Annotated in this window: 19 protein-coding genes; 6 read left to right on the forward strand and 13 right to left on the reverse strand. The window is 50.0% G+C overall.

Annotated elements, in window-relative coordinates:
• Positions 1-4: 4 nt before the first annotated feature.
• Genes nuoF through B9Y77_RS06920 form a run of 5 tightly spaced genes read right to left on the reverse strand, consistent with a single transcriptional unit; the run spans position 5 to position 4805 of the window.
• On the reverse strand, positions 5-1312 hold the full coding sequence (nuoF, locus tag B9Y77_RS06900) for an NADH-quinone oxidoreductase subunit NuoF (protein ID WP_073423386.1): 1308 nt from the start codon (positions 1310-1312) through the stop codon (positions 5-7).
• 2 nt (positions 1313-1314) lie between these two features.
• Complete coding sequence (locus B9Y77_RS06905) at positions 1315-2376, reverse strand: NADH-quinone oxidoreductase subunit NuoE family protein (RefSeq protein ID WP_085490967.1); 1062 nt, start codon at positions 2374-2376, stop codon at positions 1315-1317.
• Positions 2373-3566 carry an NADH-quinone oxidoreductase subunit D gene (locus B9Y77_RS06910; RefSeq protein ID WP_085490968.1) on the reverse strand — a complete coding sequence of 398 codons (1194 nt, stop codon included), beginning with the start codon at positions 3564-3566 and terminating at the stop codon, positions 2373-2375. Before B9Y77_RS06910 ends, B9Y77_RS06905 begins: the two co-directional genes overlap by 4 nt.
• Positions 3563-4165 carry an NADH-quinone oxidoreductase subunit C gene (locus B9Y77_RS06915; RefSeq protein ID WP_085490969.1) on the reverse strand — a complete coding sequence of 201 codons (603 nt, stop codon included), beginning with the start codon at positions 4163-4165 and terminating at the stop codon, positions 3563-3565. Before B9Y77_RS06915 ends, B9Y77_RS06910 begins: the two co-directional genes overlap by 4 nt.
• Before the next feature lie 4 nt (positions 4166-4169).
• Positions 4170-4805 (reverse strand): NADH-quinone oxidoreductase subunit B, encoded by a 636-nt coding sequence (locus B9Y77_RS06920; RefSeq protein ID WP_085491464.1) that lies wholly within the window; start codon positions 4803-4805, stop codon positions 4170-4172.
• Between the two features lie 228 nt (positions 4806-5033).
• Between B9Y77_RS06920 and B9Y77_RS06925 the strand changes: the two genes are divergently transcribed.
• Positions 5034-5873, forward strand: coding sequence for a TIGR02147 family protein (locus B9Y77_RS06925; protein WP_073423909.1), 840 nt, complete (start codon positions 5034-5036; stop codon positions 5871-5873).
• The gene (locus tag B9Y77_RS06930) at positions 5870-7342 is read left to right on the forward strand and encodes a carboxypeptidase-like regulatory domain-containing protein (RefSeq protein WP_085490970.1); all 1473 of its coding nucleotides are present in this window, start codon (positions 5870-5872) and stop codon (positions 7340-7342) included. The genes B9Y77_RS06925 and B9Y77_RS06930 overlap by 4 nt, the downstream gene beginning before the upstream one ends.
• A gap of 133 nt (positions 7343-7475) precedes the next feature.
• On the opposite strand, the gene B9Y77_RS06935 is transcribed toward B9Y77_RS06930, so the two are convergent.
• On the reverse strand, positions 7476-8948 hold the full coding sequence (locus tag B9Y77_RS06935; protein ID WP_085490971.1) for an amidophosphoribosyltransferase: 1473 nt from the start codon (positions 8946-8948) through the stop codon (positions 7476-7478).
• A gap of 253 nt (positions 8949-9201) precedes the next feature.
• On the opposite strand from B9Y77_RS06935, the gene B9Y77_RS06940 reads away from it, so the two are divergent.
• Positions 9202-9951, forward strand: coding sequence for an MBL fold metallo-hydrolase (locus B9Y77_RS06940; RefSeq protein WP_085490972.1), 750 nt, complete (start codon positions 9202-9204; stop codon positions 9949-9951).
• Positions 9952-9955: 4 nt separating this feature from the next.
• On the opposite strand, the gene B9Y77_RS06945 is transcribed toward B9Y77_RS06940, so the two are convergent.
• Genes B9Y77_RS06945 through B9Y77_RS06965 form a run of 5 tightly spaced genes read right to left on the reverse strand, consistent with a single transcriptional unit; the run spans position 9956 to position 15128 of the window.
• The gene (locus tag B9Y77_RS06945) at positions 9956-10900 is read right to left on the reverse strand and encodes a glycosyltransferase family 8 protein (RefSeq protein WP_085490973.1); all 945 of its coding nucleotides are present in this window, start codon (positions 10898-10900) and stop codon (positions 9956-9958) included.
• Positions 10901-10921: 21 nt separating this feature from the next.
• Positions 10922-11938, reverse strand: coding sequence for a glycosyltransferase family protein (locus B9Y77_RS06950; protein WP_085490974.1), 1017 nt, complete (start codon positions 11936-11938; stop codon positions 10922-10924).
• 2 nt (positions 11939-11940) lie between these two features.
• Complete coding sequence (locus B9Y77_RS06955) at positions 11941-12756, reverse strand: glycosyltransferase family 32 protein (protein ID WP_085491465.1); 816 nt, start codon at positions 12754-12756, stop codon at positions 11941-11943.
• 39 nt (positions 12757-12795) lie between these two features.
• Entirely contained in the window at positions 12796-14253 is a 1458-nt protein-coding gene (locus B9Y77_RS06960; RefSeq protein WP_085490975.1) for an oligosaccharide flippase family protein, read from the reverse strand.
• Entirely contained in the window at positions 14253-15128 is an 876-nt protein-coding gene (locus tag B9Y77_RS06965) for a glycosyltransferase (RefSeq protein WP_085490976.1), read from the reverse strand. The genes B9Y77_RS06960 and B9Y77_RS06965 overlap by 1 nt, the downstream gene beginning before the upstream one ends.
• A gap of 106 nt (positions 15129-15234) precedes the next feature.
• Here B9Y77_RS06965 and B9Y77_RS06970 point away from each other — a divergent pair, with 106 nt between their 5' ends.
• The 3 genes from B9Y77_RS06970 (at position 15235) to B9Y77_RS06980 (ending at position 19300) form a co-directional block, all read left to right on the forward strand.
• Complete coding sequence (locus tag B9Y77_RS06970; RefSeq protein WP_139260770.1) at positions 15235-15747, forward strand: hypothetical protein; 513 nt, start codon at positions 15235-15237, stop codon at positions 15745-15747.
• Positions 15748-15751: 4 nt separating this feature from the next.
• Complete coding sequence (locus tag B9Y77_RS06975) at positions 15752-17632, forward strand: UbiD family decarboxylase (protein ID WP_085490977.1); 1881 nt, start codon at positions 15752-15754, stop codon at positions 17630-17632.
• Between the two features lie 72 nt (positions 17633-17704).
• Positions 17705-19300: a hypothetical protein gene (locus B9Y77_RS06980; protein ID WP_254899951.1), complete on the forward strand. Its 1596-nt coding sequence runs from the start codon at positions 17705-17707 to the stop codon at positions 19298-19300.
• Positions 19301-19387: 87 nt separating this feature from the next.
• Here B9Y77_RS06980 and B9Y77_RS06985 read toward each other — a convergent pair whose 3' ends face one another.
• A complete protein-coding gene (locus B9Y77_RS06985) occupies positions 19388-20995 on the reverse strand; it encodes a glycoside hydrolase family 57 protein (protein ID WP_085490979.1) in 1608 nt (535 codons plus the stop codon).
• Positions 20995-22188 carry a DUF4912 domain-containing protein gene (locus B9Y77_RS06990; protein WP_085490980.1) on the reverse strand — a complete coding sequence of 398 codons (1194 nt, stop codon included), beginning with the start codon at positions 22186-22188 and terminating at the stop codon, positions 20995-20997. The genes B9Y77_RS06985 and B9Y77_RS06990 overlap by 1 nt, the downstream gene beginning before the upstream one ends.
• Positions 22189-22208: the final 20 nt, after the last annotated feature.

The raw sequence follows: 22208 nt of genomic DNA on the forward strand, positions 1-22208 counted from the left end.
ATTATTACCAGAAAATTCCAGGACGACTTGTTTCTTGAATACGCGGTTTTGCGTGTTCGGGGTTCTTAGCGATATATTCGTCAAAGTCCGCACGGAACTTTGCAGTGTAGCTCGAGACCGGGCCACCCAAAGAAATGGAGAGCGGGCAAATCGTCACGCCACCAAATCCGCTAGAAAGGCTCTGCATGAGTTCCACATCGCCATCGTGACCGTTGCCGGCCACCATCTGGTTCAAGATGCGGTGCAAGAGGCCTGTACCTTCACGGCACGGCGTGCACTGGCCGCAAGATTCATGGCTGTAGAAGTTGCCGAGGCAATTCAAGAGGTCTGCCATGTTGTGCGTATCGTTAATCACGATCATAGCGCCAGAACCAAACATCGTCTTCATCGAGGCGAGGCATTCATAGTCCATCGTGGCGACTGCTGCTTCTTCTGCAGTGAGCGGAGCGCAAGAGGAACCGCCCGGGAGCACAGCCTTGAGCTTGCCACCCACAACGCCACCGGCGTAATCGTTAATCATAGTCATCATCGGAGTGCCGAGAGGAGCTTCGTACACGCCCGGATTTTTGACGTCACCGGAAATGCAGAACACCTTCGTACCACCGGCGCGCGGCGTACCCATCTTGGCGTAGTCGCTCGGGTCGTGGCTCAAAATCCACGGAAGCGACATGATGGTTTCGACGTTGTTCACGCAAGTCGGGGACTTCCAGGCACCACAAACAGCCGGGAACGGCGGCTTCAAGCGCGGCTGGCCCTTCTGGCCTTCAAGAGAGTTAATAAGAGCAGTTTCTTCACCGCAAATGTAGGCGCCAGCACCGCGATGCACAAAGATATCAAAGCTGAACTTCGTGCCGCAAATGTTTTCGCCGAGGTAGCCAGCAGCGTAAGCCTGGTTCAAAGCCTTGTTCAAGGCTTCGATGCACGGGAGGAATTCGCCACGGCAGTAGATGTAGGCCGCGCGAGAGCCAAGAGCCCAAGCGGCAATGATAAGGCCTTCAATCAAGCGGTGCGGATCTTCGAGCATGAGGAAGTGGTCCTTAAAGGTACCGCCTTCGCCTTCGTCAGCGTTTACGACAATGTAAACCGGCTTGCCCGTACCACGCGGCACAAAGCTCCACTTCATGCCAGTCGGGAAGCCTGCACCACCGCGTCCGCGGAGGTTAGAACGTTGCACGTAATCGATGAGCTCAAACTGGCTCATGTTGAACAAGCGTTCAGAAATGTTGGAGTAGCCACCCAGCTTCTTATAGACTTCGATATCCTGGGCGCCCTTGCCAAAGTTCTGCGTACAAACTTTTACACATTCAGCCATAATTAAACCGCCTTTTGTTCCGGTGCGGGCTTCTGCTTAGTCACAGCAACAGCCGAGGGTTTAGCAACACGTTCACCGGAGGTCGCAATCATACGGTATTCGTCGCCGACCTTTCCGTTCGGGTCCACAAAAGATTTGTCCTTCACGCCCGGCTCGCCCACAGCGACCCAGTCATTGCCGTTCTTCTTTTCGACGACAATCTTCGTGAATTCCGGAGCGCCCTTCCAAGTGAGGGTAGCGCCCGTTTCGTCAGCTTCGGACTTGACATTCAAAACCGGAGAAGGAGGAGCGTAGTCAGCAACCTGCGGCTTTGCAATAGCACCCGGAGCGCCCGGATGACCGCAATGGCCCTTCACCGTACCGCCGAGCACATCGTGCTTCGGAATGTTGTCTTCATGAGCATAGCACCACTTGAGGATGCGGTCGATGCTGTCGGTCGTAAGCTTTGTACCCGGCTTCATCGTGAGCACATCGCCATCAGCGTCTGTAGCGAAGTCGTCGTTCACGAGCATCATCGGGCCGTTACCGCAAGAACCGAGGCATTCCACCTGGAGGATCGTAAAGAGACCATCCGGAGTCGTTTCGCCCGTCTTGATGTTCAAAGCATGTTCCACATAAGCGATAAGGCTCGGAGCGCCCTTGATTGTGCAGCTGATGTTACGGCAGAACTGCAAGAGGAACTTGCCCTTCGGAGCGTGGTTGTACATTGTGTAGAACGTAGCAACGCCAAGAGCATGAGCCGGAGCGCAACCGCAGACGTTTGCAGCCCAGCGGATACCTTCACGCGGCACCCAGCCAAACACGCCCTGCACAAGCCAAAGCACTTCAAGAAGTGCGGCCTGACCGACCGGATAGCGGCTGAGCAAATCAGCGCAGCGTTCCTTGATTTCAGGCGTATTGAGCTTGGCGAGCACTTCAGCCGTAGGCGGCTGCGGCACAGGCTTGTTCACATAGCCAAACTTCTGGCCCGGATCCGGCAATGCATCAATCGGCTGTGCCGGACGGTCGAACTTCAAATGATTGTTCGAGACAAATTGGACAGCGCCAGTAATATGTTCTCTCATCGGTCAAGTTCTCCAGCAATAATGTTGAGACCCGAAAGCACGGCCATGGAGTCAGCCAAGAGACCGCCTTCGACGAGTTCATGGAATGCAGCAAACTGCGTGAGGCAAGGCGGACGCACCTTGATGCGGTACGGATGGCCAGAGCCGTCAGAAATAATCGTGAAGCCAAGTTCACCGTTAGCGCATTCGGAACCGCAGTAGTATTCGCCTTCCGGAACGCGGATGCCTTCGTAAACGCTCTTGAAGCGACCGATAAGGCCTTCCATATCCTGATAAGCAAGCTTGTGAGCCGGCACGCGGATACGCGGATCGACGATATCGACCGGACCCGGAGCGAGGCGCTTCAAAGCCTGGCGCACAATCTTCACGGATTCTTCAATTTCAGCCAAACGAACCTGCAGACGGTCATTGCAGTCGCCCTGAGTGCCGACCACGACTTCCCAGTCGTAGGTTTCGTAATCGTAATACGGTTCGTCCTTGCGGAGGTCAGAGGCAACACCGGATGCACGGAGGCAGGGGCCCGTCCAGCCGTAGCTGATAGCCTTTTCAGCAGAAATCTTGCCGATGCCCACCGTACGGTCGAGGAAGATGCGGTTTCTATCCAAGCAGGCGTGCAAGTCCTTCAATGCCTTTTCGGTTGAATTGAGGGCTGCGAGAACGTCCTGTTCAAAACCTTCATAGCTATCGCGGTAGAGGCCACCAATGCGTGCAAAGCTGTTCGTAAGACGTGCACCCGTGAGCTTTTCCCAGATGCACATGATTTCTTCACGCGGATTGAAGGCGTACATGAACGGAGTCGTACCGCCCAAGTCCTGGAACGCAGCAGCAACGCACACAAAGTGGTCGTTGATACGGGAAAGTTCGTTCACAATCACGCGGAGCACCTTGCAGCGTTCCGGGATTTCAACCTGGAACATATTTTCGACTGCACGGCAGAACGCAATGTTGTTCATGATAGCAGAGCAGTAGTTCAAGCGGTCCGTGTACGGGACAACTTGCTGCCAAGTGCCGCGTTCGACCATCTTTTCGAACCCGCGGTGCAGGTAGCCGATTTCTTCGACAGATGCCACGATGGTTTCACCATCCATAGCGGTCAAGAAGCGCAAGCAACCGTGAGTCGCCGGGTGGCTAGGCCCAACGTTCAAGGGCATCAAATTCAGCTTTTCGCCATTCGGATCTAATACGATCATGCCTTGATACTCCCTTCCAAAAATTCATTGTCGTTCGTTTCCACTTCCTTAGAGCGCTGGATGACCTTGTAGCCAAGTTCTTCGAGACGCTTTTCGAGTTCCGGAAGCAGGTAGTCGTTTGTCGAAAGCCACTGGCGCTTCTGGGCAGGGTAATCCTTGCGGAGCGGATGGCCAACAAATTCAACGTGGTTCAACAGGCGGCGGAGGTCCGGATGACCTTCAAAAATCACACCGAACTGGTCATAGACTTCGCGTTCGTACCAGTTCGCATTGGCATAGAGGTCGCTAATCGTCGGGACCTTGAGGTTTTCTTCGGACACCAGCACCTTAAGACGGATGCGGGCACCCGGATTCTTCATGCTCTTGAAAGCATAAGAGACCGCAAAGCGAGGGCCTTCGTGATTCGGGTAAGTCAAGTAGTCGATACCGGCAATGTCCACGAGCATATCGAACTTGATGCCGGATTCTTCCTTGAGGAACTGGACTGCGTTATGCAGATAGGGAGCAGCAACGACAGCCGTAACACCCCACTTGTCGAGCGGTTCGCGCTTGACGTCAAACTTTCCTTCAAGGGCGGCGAAGATTTCTTCAACAGTCATTCTTCTACTCCTTCCAGAACTGGGCTTTCTTTACAAGATTTTCTTGTTTTTCTTTCATGAAGTCCTTGATATCCACGACCTTTTCGCGGGCGCAGGCAGCTGCTTCACGCTTTGCTTCGGCAGTCTTTGCCTTGATCATTTCAAGCTGTTCCTTGATGCTTTCGGCACGCTGCTTCATGAAGGATTCGTCTTTGACCTTCTTCTGCAAGTCAAACATGGCATCGAAGAAGGCTTCCGGACGCGGAGGGCAACCACCGATATACACATCCACCGGGATAATGTGGTCGATACCGGGCACCGTGCAGTAGCAGTCATAGAAACCGCCAGAGCTTGCGCATGCACCCATGGCAATGACCCAACGAGGTTCAGCCATCTGTTCGTAGATGCGCTTTAAGATCGGAGCCTGCTTATAAGTAATCGTACCTGCAACAAGCAGCACATCGGACTGACGCGGCGTAAAACGCACGTATTCAGAACCGATACGTGAAAGGTCGTAACGACCCACTTCCGTACTCATGAATTCGATTGCACAACAAGCCGTACCGTAAGGGAACGGCCACAAGGAATTGGAGCGCCCCCAATTGACCAAAAAGTCAAGCGAGGACGTAATGATATTCGGCTTTTCTGCCTCATTACCCATAGGAGTTACCTCATAAAATTCGCGCCTAAAGATAGAAACTTTCGTGACCGAACGCACAAAAAACGTAAAGCCAACACACAGGAAAAGCAACATTCCCCGCCCAATCTTCAAATGCAACAAAAATGTAAGAAACGGACGGAAGGCAAGAGAAAGGAGGAAAATCACATTTTAATGTTATTTCTCAAAAAATGTTCTCATCTTAGTTCTCATAAATATTATATTAAGCACGTGGAAAACTATATCGACATTTACCAATTTACGCACTTCCGCAAGTACTTGGAAGAATACCAGGCGGCTAGAGTCCAGTCCGACCCGGAATTCACCCGTACCGGAATCTGCAATATGCTCGGCCTCCCCAAGACACGTAGCTACTTTGCCGATGTTCTCAGAGGGAAAAAGGTCAGCCCCCGCATGACAGCCAAGTTTATCGAAGTCCTCGGCCTCAACAAGAAAGCCGCAAAGTACTTCGAAACGATGGTGAAGCTCGACCAGGCAAAAACCGAGACAGCTCGTAGCGCTGCCATGGAAGAACTCCTGCACCTGCACCCGAATCCGCAGCATATCCTCGATTCGAACACATACGAATACTATAACCATTGGTACCATAGCGCAATGTTTGCTATTCTTGATGCTATGGACGTTACAGATGACTTAAACCCCGTACAAAAGAGAATCTTCCCGAAAATTCCACTAGGGAAGCTCAAGGACTCGCTCGCCCTTCTCGAAAAGCTTGGACTCGCCCGCAAGAACGAATCCGGTTTTTGGAAGCCGACCAAGGAATCCATCTCCAGCGGTCCGTACAACAATGCGGAACTCATCAAGCAGTACCAGCTGCAATGTTTTGAACTTTCAAAGCAGGCGCTCATCACGCGCCCCAAGATGCCGACCGTCATGAGTACGCTCACGTTCAGCATCTCGAACAACGCCTACAAGAAGCTTGAATCCGAACTCCAGGAATTCAAGGCAAAGGCAAGACGCATCATCAGCGAAGATAACGAAAAGGCAAATGGCGTTTACCAGATGAACCTGCACTTGTTCTCTAACCTCGATCCGGAGGTTAAGGCATGATGAATTTTAAGATTATAAATACAGCAGGGATTTTTGCCCTCGCATCGATTTTCTCCGCCTGCTCCGACGAAAACCACGCCGGCGTGCTCACGGAAACTGAATCCGGCACGACCATCGCAAGTATCGTCATCGACGGAAATGGCTCCCCTGTCGTAAGCGCAAGAGTTAGCCTCCTCTCGGCAAACCACGTCGCCACGCGCATGGCCCCCATCAAGACCGCCACGACGGACAAAGATGGCAAATACACCATCGACAGCGTCTCTGCTGGCGAATACGCCTTGCAGATTAGCAACACAGAGAACACGCAGTCCGCCTACCAGACGATCACAGTCGAAGAAAACAAGACCGACTTGCAGACCATAAACGTCCCCGAAGCAAAGCTCGAAGAGAACGCAAGCCTTGAACTCGACCTCAGCACGTATGACCTCGTCAAAGGTGACACGCTCTGCATCACGGGTACACTCAGCTGCACAGGCGTGAGCGAAAGCGACATCAAGTCTGGAACCCTTACCATCGACGAAATTCCGCCCGCTGAATTCACGAACATCATTCTCATCAGAGGCTCCGGTCGCGACACAACGTCAAAGCACGTCAAGTGGGACTTTGTCCCTGGCGAAAAACTCGAAGTCTCTTCAGATTTCGTAACAGTCAACGTTCCTGAAGAAGCTTTGAAAGCCGCAAAGAAGTTGAACGGCAACAAGACGCTCGAATCCATGATTGTTCCGGTAACGATCCCCACGAAGGTAAAGAACCCGGTTCTCATTGACAACAACGGAGACTCGCTCGCAGTCTTTAAAGCCGAAAACGATGCGGACTCGTCGCTTTACTTCACGGCAATTCCAAGCATTGACGCAGGCACATACAAATTCTCAGTCACATCAAGCGAATCCGTTTACAAGACTTCGGAAATTTCTAGAGTGTTTGCCGAATCCAAATCAGGTTTGTCCGTCACCGAAGGTGATTTCATGAATACATTCATCACGGACACGTCAAGCAACAGCCTCGGCATCAGTTTCTGGATCGAAGAAGACGGTAGCAAAATCGCAGAAAGCGATTCCTTGTTCCTCGATTCCAAGGAAAACGACGTCACGTACCGACTGAGAACAGGTGAAAAGCCGGAACAGCTCTGCGCCAACTTCTACAGAAGAGTCTCAAAAGACACGACGTATACGGATTCGTTTCCTGAACTCGGTAACTCTTACTGCCACGATGTCTTGGACGGGGAACGCCATCACTACGCCTTGTACATCAAGGCAAACCATGTCGTTATCGCCATTGACGGAAAGACCGTCGAAGACACCAAGATGAAAAACGCCTTCATCATATTCCCGGGCTTCGTCACAGGAAACCACAAGCTCAAGAACCTGACCGTATTCTCGCTCAAGCAATCCGCAATCGCCCAAAGCGACGACAGCGGCTGGGAACGCCTGCAAGCCTGGCTCAACGCATACTACATGATGCAGAAGTAAATGAATATAATTCTTTAAACAGAAAGTCCCGCACAACGTTGCGGGACTTTTTCATAACTGCAAAAAATCCGACCTCTCATGAGGTCGGATTTTTCAATTTCAATTTTCGCCGTCAGGATGACGAGAAAGTGAATTATTCCTTATCCTTTTCCTTATCGTGGCAATGGCACGGGCAATGATAGCAGTCACCCGTTTCGGCGTAGTCCTTGCCAGTCCAGCAGTAAGTGCAAAGGTCTTCTTCCGGGAGGCCGATAGCCTGGATCAAGTCGTCAATGCGCTGGAACGCAAGCGACGTGAGGTTCAGCTTTTTGCGGATGTATTCGACCATGTCCTTGTACGGCTGGCCATTCGGATCGGTGTACTTGTCGAGATCGGCGTTTTCACCTTCCTGGTCGCGAATGTAACGGCGCGTGATGAGGTCGTATTCATTCTTGGAGCGGGAGAAGTTGATGAACTTGCACGGATAAACGAGCGGCGGGCAAGCGATACGCATGTGCGTTTCCTTGCAACCCATCGAATAAAGTTTCTGGGCTTGCTTACCGAGCTGCGTTCCGCGAACAATGGAGTCATCGCAGAAAACGAGGCGACGGTCCTTGATAAGTCCCGGAATCGGGATGAGCTTCATCGAGGCGACATGTTCACGCTGGCGCTGGTCCTGCGGCATAAAGGAACGAGCCCAAGTCGGCGTGTACTTCACGAACGGGCGGGCAAACTTGATGCCTGCTTCATGAGCATAACCCAAAGCGTGAGACGTGCCGGAATCCGGAATACCGCAAGCGGCATCGGCTTCGGTCGGGGTGCGCTTCGCAAGAGCAGAACCGCAACGATAGCGAGTCATTTCAACATTACGTCCTTCGTAGCTCGATGCCGGGTAACCGTAATACACCCAGAGGAACGAACAAATTGCCATCTTCTTGCGTGGCGGAACGAGCGTTGTTTCGCCATCCGGCGTGAGCTCTACCACTTCACCCGGACCAAGATCACGGACGTATTCGTAACCAAGATTCGGGAGTGCACAGCTTTCTTGCAAGGCGATCATGGCGCCATCCTTCTTACCGAGGATGATTGCCGTACGGCCCCACTTGTCGCGGCAGGCATAAAAACGCCCCGCGCTATCCATAATCAGCACGGAGCAACTTCCCTTCACCTTGTCTTGAACGTACTTGAGACCGTCAATAATTGAATCCTGCGTAGCGATAAGCGCTGAAACAACTTCGGTCGGACCGACCATGCCACTCGTTGTAGAGAACTGGAGCTGCATGCAGTTGTTGCGGAAAAGTTCGTTCTTAATATCTTCGATGTTCGTGATGAGACCAACGGTCACAATCGCGAATGTTCCCAGCTTGGAGGTCATGACGAGCGGCTGCGGGTCCGTGTCAGAGATGACGCCTAAGCCAACCTTGCCGGAAAAATGGGTTAAATCGTGTTCAAACTTACTGCGGAACGGAGTGTTCTGGATGTTGTGAATCGAGCGATGGAAAACACCATCCGATTTCAAAACAGCCATACCGCCGCGGTGAGTGCCAAGGTGAGAATGGTAGTCGGTTCCGTAAAAGAGATCGCAAACGCAATCTTCTTTGGAAATAACACCACAAAAGCCGCCCATATAAGACTCCTGGATAGAAAAGGATTTTCCACGTACAAAAATAGAAATCTTGCGCCATCTGCAAAGACTAAACCTGAAAATTTTTTCTTTCAACCGCCGGGCAACCCCTGCAAATAGCCATATTTTTTGCTTACCAGCCCTCAAGTCCGCCACATTCCGCAAAAAATCCGATTTGGAATATTGCCTTATTTTGATTTAAGACCTTTTGAGTATATATTGGTATAAAAGCATACATTTTCAGAAGGGGAAGCATATGGAAATTAAAGCCGTACGCATGTTTGACCATGGTTTCATGAACCAGGCGTTTGCCTTTGGCGGTGAAGAAGGCAAGGACAAGTTTGACGAGCAGATTATCTACCGCAGTAGTCTGCAAAACTTTCTCATCGACACCGGGAGCGAAGTCATCCTCGTCGATACGGGATTCGTCAATGACTTCGCAGCACCCGAAAAGAAGCTCGGCGCTCCGCTTTACATGGGCGAAAAGCTAAAGGACTACACCAAAGCCTTTGCGGAACTCGGCTACAGGCCCGACCAGGTCACTAAAATTCTCATCACGCACAAGCATCCGGACCATTCCGCAGCCATCCAGTATTTCCCGAATGCAAAGGTTTTTGTCTCGCCCGAAGATGCCGATGCCATGAAGCTCGAAGGTCCAAACATCGTGCGCAGCACTTACAAGGACGGACCTTACCACAACTTCCCGAAATGCGAAAAAATCGCAGACGGAATCTATTTCATTGAAGCGAAGGGACACACCAAAGGCAACAGCATCATCGTCGCCGAAAACGAAGGACTCTTCTACATGATGCATGGTGACGTGACCTACTGCGATGCCGCCCTTAAGGCAAACAAATTAAGCATTGTCTTTGAAGACATTGCTGCCGCCCGCGAAACGCTCGACCGTGTCCGCGAATTTATCGCCAACAACCCGACCGTCTACCTTTCAACGCATTGTCCCGAAGGCTACGAAAATCTCGAAATGAAGCGCGTGATGAAGCTGTAGAGAGTTACTTAAAAACTTTCTTCAGGAGGCGCCACCAATTGCCAAGCGTTCCCGGTTTTGCCCCGCGATTCAGCGGAACATCCCTGAACGGGGACTGCATATAGCGGCGCCACCATTCATGCGCTAAGAGCACATCGTAGTATTTCCAGGGCTTGCCAGCACCCGTCCAATGTATCACGGACGGGTCGTCAAACGCTTCGCGAACTTCTTTGGCAGAATACAGCGCAGTCATTCGCTTGGCATGTTTGATGTTGCTCATCGTCACGTTGTAGCGGCACGGGATAAAGCCGATTTTGCCATAGCACACGTAATTCAAAATCAGCTGGTCGGCAGGATCAAGCGGCGCAAATTCCTTTTTGCCCACAAGCGCCAGGCACTTGTTTTCAATACCGTCATCGCGCATCGCCTTGAGGTTCATTAAAAGCACACCGCTGTTCACGTAAAAGTCCATGCCAGGAATTCCACTTTGCTTGAGCCAGCGATTTCGATCGCTCTTTTTAATTTGCGCCCAAACGACAGGCACGCCCGCCATGTAAATTCCGTCCATCGGCATTTCAAAAAGTTCTCGCAAATCCGTGCGCACCATTGTATCAGTATCGAGGTACAGAACCTTATCCAAAAGCGGCAACACCGACGGCGCTTTTAAGCGGTAAAGCGCAGGCGTCGTCACGGAATGCACCATCCCGACCTTTCCACTGTACTGGATTGCATTATCCTTGAAATAAGGCGACATGTCCACCAGCGTCACGGAACAATTCTTTCGCGGGGTATCCGCACATTGCGATAAACGGTTACGATTTTCTTCAGTCACGTTATCCGAAAGAAAACAGTAAAAATCGTAATACGTCCCCTCGACCGCCGTCTCAATAGCAGACGTCATAACAACAGCCATGGCATTGATCTGATTGTTATCGCTCGAAAGGATAATCGGAATGTGAACGTTTTCCATGTCGTTTTACTCCAAGAATCTTTAGAAAAGCTTGCCCAGGATTTCCAAAGGCTTCACGAGGAAAGGCATTTTCTTGTACAGCCAAGCAAGAGACTTTGCAAACGCGTAAGAGCGGATGATGTAAGCGCCAGCAGCACCGACCTTGTTCGTCTGGTACATGAACGCATCCTTCGCATGCGCAATCACGTCATCGTAATACTCGTTGATGTGAATGGACTTGTCCGCGTTTACCGTCACAGGGAGGTTCTTCAAGTTCGTGTAAAAATCCTTGCGCAAAATCTTCGGCAAAAAGATATTCATCGACTCCGGCACCTTGCGGCCACGCGTATCGATAATGCGCGAACCGAAGAAGTGCAACACCTTCGCCGTCGGCAAGAAGCGATTGCCATAAGCAAGCTGGCAGTTCCAGCCGCCATCCATCTTCTTCGTCACGTAACCGAACTTGTAATTGGTTTCAGCAAGCGAAGCCATGTCATACGGGAAGTTCTTGGAAACGCAGTAAAGCCAAAGTTCGTGCCAAGTCTTGAAGAACTCGCGGGCTTCAGGCGTATCGGCGGCGAACATCACGCCCCCGTTGAAAATCTCGTCGTTGAGGATTGGCGAAAAGCCCATCATCTTCGCGTTGTTCAAGACCTTCTTACGGTTAATCGCCTTCGAGAGATTCGTGTGGAAGTCGAGCACGGCATAAATGCCACCACGCCATTCGTCTGGAATCGTCAAATCATCAACAATCGCGATGTCCGAATCCATGTACAAGAAGTCGCCATCGACCACATTGCGCATCACAGTCTTGAGGTAACGAGAACGAAGCATCGGTGTGAACTTTTCATCAAGCGTCAAGACCTTGAGTTCATCGACAGCGTCCTTCAAGACCGCACGCGGTCCCGTCAGAGTTTCAGCCGTCTTGTCATCAGTCAACAACGTCACAAATGCATTCGGGTTATGGACGCGCAGCGAAGCAATCGCCACAAGCGTCTGCTCGCAAAAAAAGTCCTTCGGGGAGCTCGTCAACACAAAAAGATATTTCACGGAAGGCATAATTATCCTTGAATCTTAAGAGGTTCCTTGTTTTCGTAAGCAGCGAGTCTACTTTCGACAGAGCCACGCGGGGCGTTCCTGAGAAAGCCCTTGATACGCTGCCACAGCGGGCGCCAGCTGCCGTTGGTCACGTGAATTGCAAAAGGCTTGACCTTGGATTCATTAATGCTCGGCAAGAACACATCGCCCGGATAAATCGTAATCCCTTCGGAAAGTTTTTGCATTTCGTTCTTGTACACAAAGCCAAACTGCTGGGCGGCATGGGCATAAACGCACGGCGAAATATTCTTGATATTCAATTCGCCATTCGGCAAAATGAACTTTTCCGTCTCGTAATATTCCATGCACTTTTTAAGGAACGGGTGCCCCCCCTCGCCACCGAAAATTGCTGCCTGCAAAGCAATCCCCGGAATTACCATCTGGTTCGGGTCTTTCTTGGTTCCGTCTTCGTTCAAGAATCTCCAGGACCTGTTTTTCTTATAGTGCGAAGTAAATTCAATGCTCGAAAAATAGCGGTTGTTCAGGAACGGATCAAAACTCTGGTACATGAAAACGTCTGTATCGCAGTAAATGCCACCCTCGTGGTAAACCGCATAAAGACGGATGTAATCGCTAATAAAAGCCCATTTAGAAACGCTTTCCGCTTCACGGAGGTACGGAATACTTTCAATAATATCCTTGCACTTATCAATATCCCACTTTACGATTTCGTAGTCGGGGCAATGCCTCTTCCAGCTAGAAACGCAAAGTTCCGAAAGCGGGGAAAGCGGGGCGTTATTCTTAGAAAACCAAATCAGATGTAATTTTTTAGGAATCATTGCCATAATTTACGAAATTACGCTCCGCAATGTGCAAGGCTATACATTTTTTGGCGGTTTTTCGGCAGCTCGCTTGATGACCAGATAAACGAGAGATGCGGTAGTCACCACAAAAATGGCGATTTTCTGCCACATTTCAGGTTCAAATCCAGTATTCAGGAGCACAAACAGGATAAGCAGAGCAATCGCCCACGCAAACTGCACCCACAACCCACGGCGATAAGGCCAAATTCCGTTTTTCAAAAGCTCGGCGTTCATCCAAATGCCCTGGAAAATTTGGAAACTGAGTGTCGAAATCGCAGCACCGACCAAGCCAAATTTCGGGATTAGCAACAAGTTCATGGACACCGCCAAAATAAGCGAATAGACATTCAACTTCAGCAAGAACTTGCTCTTGCCCATTCCATTAAGCACCATGCCTGTAAAGCAGAACGAGCCATCAAAGAGTCCTGCAAAAAGGAGAATTCCAAGAACTTCCGGGTTTTGAACAAATGATTTACCGGCAAGCATCAAGGTCTCTTCCGGGAAAAGCACAATAAAGAATCCAATGCCAATCTGAATCGTCGAAATCAACGACACGCAATAAGAATACACATGCGGAAGTCCCAGCTTCATTCGTTCCGGCTCCATCCCCGCCACAACCGGGAAGAGGATGGAATTGAAATTCTGGCGCACCGTCTTAATCGCATTGGAAATCGTCACCATGATGGCATAGACACCAGCGTATTCAGGACCAAGCAACACGAGGACCATCCAAAGGTCAGCTCTCAACAAGAACGCGACGACAAATTCAGAAAAGCCAATCGGCAGCGAAAACGAAAGCAGCGCCTTAGGAATCTTTTCGGACGAAAGCCACTTCATTCCAGGGAACTGGCGCGGCATCAAGCGCATATAAATCAAGACCGCAATGCAATTGGCGCACAGCAAGCCGATCGGAAGCGAATAGACCTTGTCACCCGTAATAAAGTAAATAATCAAGGCAAAAAGCGGTGCAAAGGTAAAAACGGCGAAATCGTTAATGAATATGCGATACTGCGGTTTACGATTTCCTTCCGACGCCCCCGCAAAAATCAAGTTAAATACCCACGGGACAATGGACATGATGTACAGGATTATTTCCGTCGAAGAAAGCGATTCAAGCCCCGAGAATATCGTGTAAGAGCCCGTCAATGCCATCACGACAATCACCGCAAACACAAGGAGCGCATAATAAAAACCAAGGCGAAGCGACTGAGCAATCCCGTCATGTGCTACTCGGTTGTAAAGCTTATTCTGCGGAACGTACCAAGTCAAGCCCTTGTCCAAACCAAGCACGGCTGCACGGCTCATCATCGACACCCAAAGCTGGGTGGATATATAAATACCAAAAGCCTCTTTTCCAAAATAACGCGCCACCACAAAATTCAACGCCGGACCGGAAACCTTAAGCACAGCGCCGATAATGTTGAGGATGGAACTTTTCAGCAAAAATTTCTGATCATTCTCAGCAGAAGACATTAATGCACCTTTTCAATATCTTTCAGAACGTTCAGCAAGACTTCAGACGAAGCTAGATAATTTGTATAGACAAATATTTTCTTTTTACGGGATCCCTTGCAGACCGAATTCGTCGATGCGTTTTCCATGTGGTAAATCTTCAACGCCGGATTGTAAACCATGAGCATCTTGTCACGGAGCATTTCAGCATACAGGATATCTTCTTCCTGGTACATGAACGTTCCCGAATTCAAGCCGTCGTAACGGGCTACATAGTCGGGCGAAAACACAAGGCAGCAGCCGTGCAATTCCACATTGACTTGGCGGCGGTCATTAGCGGGTTGGTAGCTGTTCGGCCCAGGTCCCAGGCGATCAGCAAAGAACGAGTACCAAGTGTCTAAAAAGCCCAAATGCAGAATGTTTCTCACGCGGATTCGGCGCCAGCGCGCCCTTTTGCGCTCGAGTTCTGCAACCGTCATCAGCTTGTCTTTGACTGGGTTTGCGTTAATCCCGTTCGGGCAATGGATTTCAGGGCCTAAAACGGCAAAATGGCTTTGCTCATATTCATCCAGAATGACCTTGTAAAAATCATCCTGAATCAAGTACGTATCGTTGTTCAGCATCACGATAAAATCGCACTTCTTTTCGTTCTTCAAAAAGCGGAAACCCACATTGTTCCCACGTGCAAAGCCTAGATTTTCTTCGTTCAAAATGACGGACACATGAGCTTTGCCTTCAAACAGCGCCTTTACTTGAGGCCCAGACTTATTCGGAGAGCAATTATCGACAACGACAATCTCAAAATCATCGGTATCAATCCGTTCCAGGATCGATGCGACGCACTTTTCTGTTTCAGCGACAACATTATAGTGAAGTACAACAAAGCCTAGACGCATCTCTGTCCTTTTTAGAAAACATAATTTTATGCAAAATTAAAAAAATTTCGGTATAAAAACATAATATTCCCGTTTTTCCGTTTCATCTTTTACTACATTATACGGCATGGTAAAATTCAGTCAAACTTCTTGGCAATACGGCACTCTTTCGGACACGCTTGATATTTTGCGTTATGCGCCAATGTCCTTGTCCGTCGGAACGAACGCCGTTCTATACTACACGTTGCCCAAGAACATTGAATCTGGCGAGTTTATCCGCTACACCATTATGGCGGGTTTCAGAAAATTAAGTTGGACTGGCATCATTGGAGCGGTCACACCGGGCAAGACGAACAACGTCATCGAAATCGCAGTACGCCTTGGTGAAGGCCCATTCCGTGGTTTTACCGCCACGCACAAGTTTGATTCCGTCAAGGGAATGACGACCTGCTTTGACGACCTCTCGTTCCAGGGATGCAAGGATTTTGCTGAAGATACATTCGCAATTGTCATGAACAGCGCAAGCTTGGTTTACGCCATGAAGGCTAGAGAAATGGCTCGCGAACAAATCGCATTTATTGAAGCAAAGAAGAAAACGCAGGCTTTTGAAGCGTTAGACCAGTCCGCAACCGCCGGATAACATCATGTACAAGTCCCTCGAACAGGCCCTGCTGGATTTGGAAAAAGCGGGAATGCTCAAACGTATTCACGCCGAAGTCGATCCACACTTGGAAATGGCCGAAATCGCGAGGGAAAATTTTAGAGAGGGCGGTCCAGCACTTCTTTTTGAACATGTCAAAGGGAGCAAGTTTCGCGCCGCCTGCAACATTTTCGGAAGCGACGAACGATTCAATTTTCTGTTCCGAGATGGCTTTGAGCAGACAAAAATCGCAGTCCAATTCAAGTCTAATCCGGTCGAATTTTTCAAAAATGCTTTCAAGCACCCGCTACAACTGTTCAAGGCGGGATTCGCCGGAATAAAGTCTTTGCCGAGACGCTCCGGCAGCATCAAGGACTTCGAAGAATGCAGCCTTAGCGACTTGCCTCAGCTGGTCAGCTGGCCGCTAGACGGCGGAGCGTTCATCACGCTCCCGCAAGTCGCCACACGTCCGAGCGAAAATTCAAGCATCATGCAAACGAACGTGGGCATGTACCGCATCCAGATTTCAGGCAATGAATACGTCCCGAACGAAGAATGCGGTTTGCATTACCAGATCAAGCGCGACATCGCAAGGCACCACCAGAAGGCACTCGAAGAAGGTCGCCCGCTCAAGGTGAGCATTTTCATTGGCGGACCTCCATCGCACACATTTGCAGCCGTGATGCCCATGCCCGAGAACCTCTCGGAACTGCTTTTCGCAGGCATGCTCGGAAACCGCCGCTTCCGTTACTTTGAACATGACGGTTACCTTGTCTCTAGCGATGCCGACTTTTGTATTTTAGGAGAACTCGAACCCGGTTTAAAGCCCGAAGGTCCATTTGGAGACCACATCGGCTATTATTCCGGCAAACACGATTTTCCTTGTATGAGAGTCCAAAAAGTGCTTTGCAAAAAGAACGCCATTTTTCCGTTCACAGTCGTCGGTCGCCCGCCCCAAGAAGATACGCTCTTTGGCAAATTCATTCACGAAATCACAAAGCCGATGGTCCCCGCTTCGCTCCCGGGCGTTTACGGGATTCACGCGGTCGATGATGCTGGTGTACACCCGCTTTGCCTAGCACTCGGTTCAGAGGCGTTCCGCCCCTACGCCAGCCCCGAAGAACGCGAGCCCATGGAACTTTTAAAAACGGCAAATGCGCTGCTCGGATTCAACCAGGCGAGCCTCACCAAGTATTTGCTTATTGCCGCAAAAGAAGACTCTGCTGACACGAAAGCCGTCGCAAATAAAACCGCCGCGAGCCTCGATGTAAACAACGTCCCTGCGTTCTTCGGACACGTTCTCGAACGTGTCCACTTCGACCGCGATTTGCATTTCCAGACGGCGACAACGATCGACACGCTCGACTACACCGGCACAAGCCTCAACCACGGTTCCAAAGTCGTGATTGCAGCCGCCGGCGCAAAAATTCGCGAACTCCGCAACAAACCGAGCGATCTAAAAACGCTTGCGCTCCCGCAAGGATTCAAGAACGCGACCATCGTGATGCCCGGCGTGCTCATGATCGAAGGTCCGGCGCATCTCGAAAACGGCAACGAAACATTCCGCGAGTTCAAAGAAACCCTCGCCCACTGGGAATTCCGCGAAAACTACCCCTGGATTTCCATCATCGACGAAGGCACCCTTAACGCAAACAATGGCACAAGTAACATCTTGAGCGATTTCCTCTGGCTCACGTTTACGCGCTCCGCCCCCGCCCAAGACATTTACGGTCTCGACGAAGTTGTCGAAAACAAGCATTGGAAATGCAAGGCGCCCTTGATTATCGACGCCCGCATCAAGCCACACCATCAAAAACAGCTGACGGTTCCCGCCGAAATCACCGCCAAGGCAAAGCAAATTCTCAAAAACGCAGGAGTTGTATAAGCAATGCGTTTAAATCCATTTCACAACATCTTACAGGCACCTCTTTTTTCTCTCGCCATCACATTAATTTGTGTGTCAGGCATTGCTTATGCTTATGAAAATGGCTGCGGAACCGCAAAAGTCATCGAAAATCTGATAAAATATCAAAAAGACCCGCATTATGCCGCCTCGCTTTACAGCAGCGAAAAATGTAGTCCCGAAAGTTATTACGATTCCGTCTACACAATCGAAACGCCACATTTCCAAGTGATGTACGTTTTGACGGGTCCCCACGCCACCACCAAAGCGTTTGCCGATTCTACCGCAGCAAGTTTTGAAGATGCATGGGAGCTTTACGTCAACAACATCAAGATGCAAGCGCCCAAAGGTCCAAGCAAGAGCCACCATTTTCAGCAAGATGTTAAAGCCGGTCTATACCCCGTCGAAATCATCGATGTCGACCAAGTCCGAGACGGACAAATTTTCTTTGGAGGTTCAAGCTCATGCGGTGCCTGCTTTGCAGTGACGGTTCCCATGAACAACGGTGCAACTTCACAAATTTTCTTAGACAACGATTTCAATTACGGTGCGACTTACAACATTTCAAAAGAGTCTATAATCGTCGATAAAGACACTTGTTATTATTCCAAGGCTGATATTCCTCTGTATAACAGCACCCACGATTATTACTACACAAATGAATGGGCAAAAGGGATACGTCTTACAGCATTCCACGAATTTTACCATGCCGTACAGCTAAGCTACCTCAACATGTATTCCAATTCTACGTTCTGGTTCGAAGCTTCAGCCACGGGCTTTGAAGAAATTACCAACCCCGAAGTAGACGATTATCTCAGATATTTGCCATCCTTTTTCGACAAAACAGGGAACCCGCTCTCCGCAACATTCCGGAATTACGGAGCATCTACTTTGTTCCTTTATCTATACTACAAAGTTTCAAAAAATCTTGACAAGTCCATCTGGGAAAACTTTTCCAAGAACCCCAATAAAAATTTTGAATCGCAGCTCGAAGCTTCTTTAAAAGCACACGAGCTTGACGCCGACAGCGTTTTCCATGACTATGCAGTTCGACTTTCGTTTTCTGGAGCACGCAGCAAGAAACTGCAAAAGAAGGAATGGATTAACGAAGATCAATCGCAATGGGCTTCCGCCAGATACCGTTTAGACGACTTAATAAAGCCTGAACTAGAAAGTCTCGCTTTTGATTTTTTCAGCAAACAGCAAAACACCCAAGATGTAGACCTTTCTAATTTTGTCGGTAAAGCGACAGTCATTGCTTACCACGATTCAGAGGCAACGATCCATAGAATCAGTAGCAACAAAACACTGGATAGCTTAGCTTCATTCTTTTCTACATGCGATTCAACCACTTGGGTTTTCAGCCGTTTCGGAAAATCCGAAAGCATCCCCATCACCACAAGCACTTCAGATCCGCATGCATTCCCCGTTCCCTGGAAACATGGCGCACTCTGCTTCGGTCCACTCCCCAGCGACAAGAAATTCTTTGAAATCCGTAACAGGCGCGGTGATTTAGTCACTCAGCAAAAGTATGAAGGAACAACATTCTGCCTGCAAGAAGACCAAGTCAAAGCGATGATGGCACCAGGCATTTACCGCTTCCGCGTCGGGAACAAAAGCAAAACGAAAAGTTTTATTGTGATTTACTAGTCAATAGTCATTAGTTATTAGAAGATGTCATGCCCGTCCCGGCTCAGAGGCCGGGATAAACTCCAGCGGGCATCTCCTTTTTAAAAACTACAGGCACTCGCCTATGAATGGGAACAAATTGTTCTTCTGCTCTAGCATCTTGAGCAACTTGGTATCGGGATTTGCCTTGACCGCTTCTTTATAAAGTGCACTGAGATTTTCGTAATGACCATTCAATCGGGCACGTGCGTAATCCGCCGCCGAATTGTTATGAATCATAAACGCCCAGTCCGAAGCCTGGAACAGCACGAGTTCGCGCGCCATCTGCGCCAAGAAACGCTTGGCAGTCGCATTTTTTGAACCGCGCGCAGTCCCAACAGCATTCCCTGCATTAGAAATGCGCGACTTCAAATCGTCCATCATCTTACGCATTCTAAAAAACATCGGGTACTGGAAAGCAACTTCATCGTTCATCCAAACGTCACCAAAGCCGCCCTCGCCCCAAGACGAGAAAATCGGATTGTGAACATCTGTATCCGCAGGTTCGCGCATCGACTCTTCAAAAGATGCCATCTCGACCACGCTCGAGCTTGCCGCGCGTTCAAACATTTTCTCGATGAACAGCGGACCTTCAAACCACCAGTGTCCAAAAAGTTCCGCATCGTACGGACAAAGGATCGAAACCTTATTGCCATCCATGTTCGGAAGCAAATTCGACACAGTCGCTTCGCGATTGGCGACAAAAAGTCGCGCATGGTCTTCCACCAAGCGGAGCGCATTCCACGGGCGATAAATCTCCTTATTTTCGCTTCCCGTGATGCGGTAATACTTGAGACCCGTTTCAATAGGCGTGCCCGCCGATAAGAAATAATCGCCTAGATATTCGCTTTCACGTTCGTGCGCAATATCCCTAAAGAACTCGCGATATTCAGGATGCCCCGGGTAGCCCGTTTTGCGGCTCCATACTTCCATGGAACTGCTCTGTTCACGCCCCATGCAATAAAGCCCTGCCGGAGTCTTGATTGGCGAGAACACGCCATACTTCGGTGCAGGCTTTGCCAAGAGCACGCCATGCGTTTCCAAGAAGAAATACTTGAATCCGAATTCTGCAAGGATCGCGTCCAGACCTTCAAAATAGCCACATTCCGGGAGCCACAGCCCGCGAGGCTTTTTGCCAAAAGCGTCTTCGAATGCGCGGACTGTAATCTTCAGCTGCAAACGGATCGCTTCGACATCGTTCTGGTACGCGGGCAAAAACGGATGCGTCCCCACGCAAGTGAGCAAGTTGATTTTTCCAATCTGCTCCAAGCGCTTTAACGCAGGGATAATTTCGCAACCGCAATCGCGCTCCCACGTATTGATGAGCGCAAGCTGCCTGCGGTAATAAAAATCCACCACTTCCATAAGCTCGGAATTGCCCTGGAAGCGGACTTTTTCGCGTTCAATCAGTTCAAGCTGTTTGTGCAAATGCACCGAAAAACGGGTAAGCAATAGCTTATCCGTAAGCATCGAGAGCAGCGCCGAAGAAACGCTCAAATTGAGAGTGCCCGGCACGCCCTTTTCTTCCAGACGGTTGAGCATCTGTATGACGGGCAAATAAGTCTCCGCCATAGCCTCAAAAAACCAGTTCTCTTCCAAGAACCGGTCAAAAGAGGGTTCACGCACAAAAGGCAAATGTGCGTGAAGCAAAAGATGTAAGCGACCAGGCTTTGCCATTATTCCGTGCGCTTTACCACGATCGGAACGATTGTCGTCGGGAAATCGCCATCCTTATCGGTTGCAAAGACAGGGATAATCTTCGTCACGTCCGGGAGGTCTTCTTCAAAGCTGAAAGTGCCATCCGGGTTGAGCGGGAACGGTTCGCCACGCACCTGCAAGTGTGCATCCGGACGCGTACCACCGTAGACGATCAAGCGGGTCTTCACCCACAAGAAGAAGTCCTTGCCGTAGTTCACAGAATCCTTCGGGAGTTCAAGCTTGTTGCTCTTGAGAGCGGCACTGGAAAGTGCGCCAGAGAACATGGAGCCCGAAGAGCTCGAAAGCGATTCAAGCCAGGTCTTTGCAGACATCGAAGAAAGTCCCGAGCTGCCAAAGCCACCGAGAGTAGCACCGCCGAGGGAAGCGCGAACAAATACGTTGTCCGTATTCACTTCGGAACCTTCGAGCGTGAACGTCTGCATCGGACCAGCTTCGACCAGCGGTTCGAATTTGCCAGCGGCAACAACGCCAAGCGCTGCAGCGCAGTTCTGCGTTGCCTTGTTTTCCACGTACCAACTACGGGCGTCTGCCGGAACTTCGATATCGTGGAACTTGAGCTTCTTGTTGCGCTTCACGGTCAAGTCGTTCGAGATGTCGAACAAGCGAAGCACGAGCTTGCCCTTGCCCTTCTTGGCAGCCTTGATGCGTTCTTCAGAAACTTCCCAGAAGGCCTGCATCCAGTTCGGATCCTTCTGCATGAGCACGAGGTATTCAGCATCGAAGGATTGCGGCAGAGCTTCCGGAGCAGCGGACTTAGCGACCTTAGCCTTCGGAGTTTCAACAACTTCAACGTCGACCTTCTTTGCCTTCGTAGCGGTCTTCACAACCTTCTTAGCTGCTTCTACAGACTTTTCCGTCTTTGTAGAAACCTTGGCAGTCTTCGTTGCAGTCTTTGTAGCCGGCTTTTCAGCCTTTTCGGCCTTAGCCTTTACAGTCTTCTTTGCCGGAGCCGTCTTAGCAGCAACCTTTTCAACGGTTGCGCTCGGCTTTTTGGCGACAACCTTCTTTTCGGCAGGAGCTTTCTTTGCAGCAGTCTGCTTCTTTTCAGCTGTAGCCTTCTTCGCTACAGTCTTCGTTTCAGAAACTTTTGTAGAAGCCGTCTTCTTAGTAGCGGTCTTCTTTACTTCCTCTTCATTCTTCTTAGTAGCCATTTCGATCTCCTTCTGTTGAA

It is taken from the genome of Fibrobacter sp. UWB13 (assembly GCF_900177805.1).
GTDB lineage: Bacteria > Fibrobacterota > Fibrobacteria > Fibrobacterales > Fibrobacteraceae > Fibrobacter.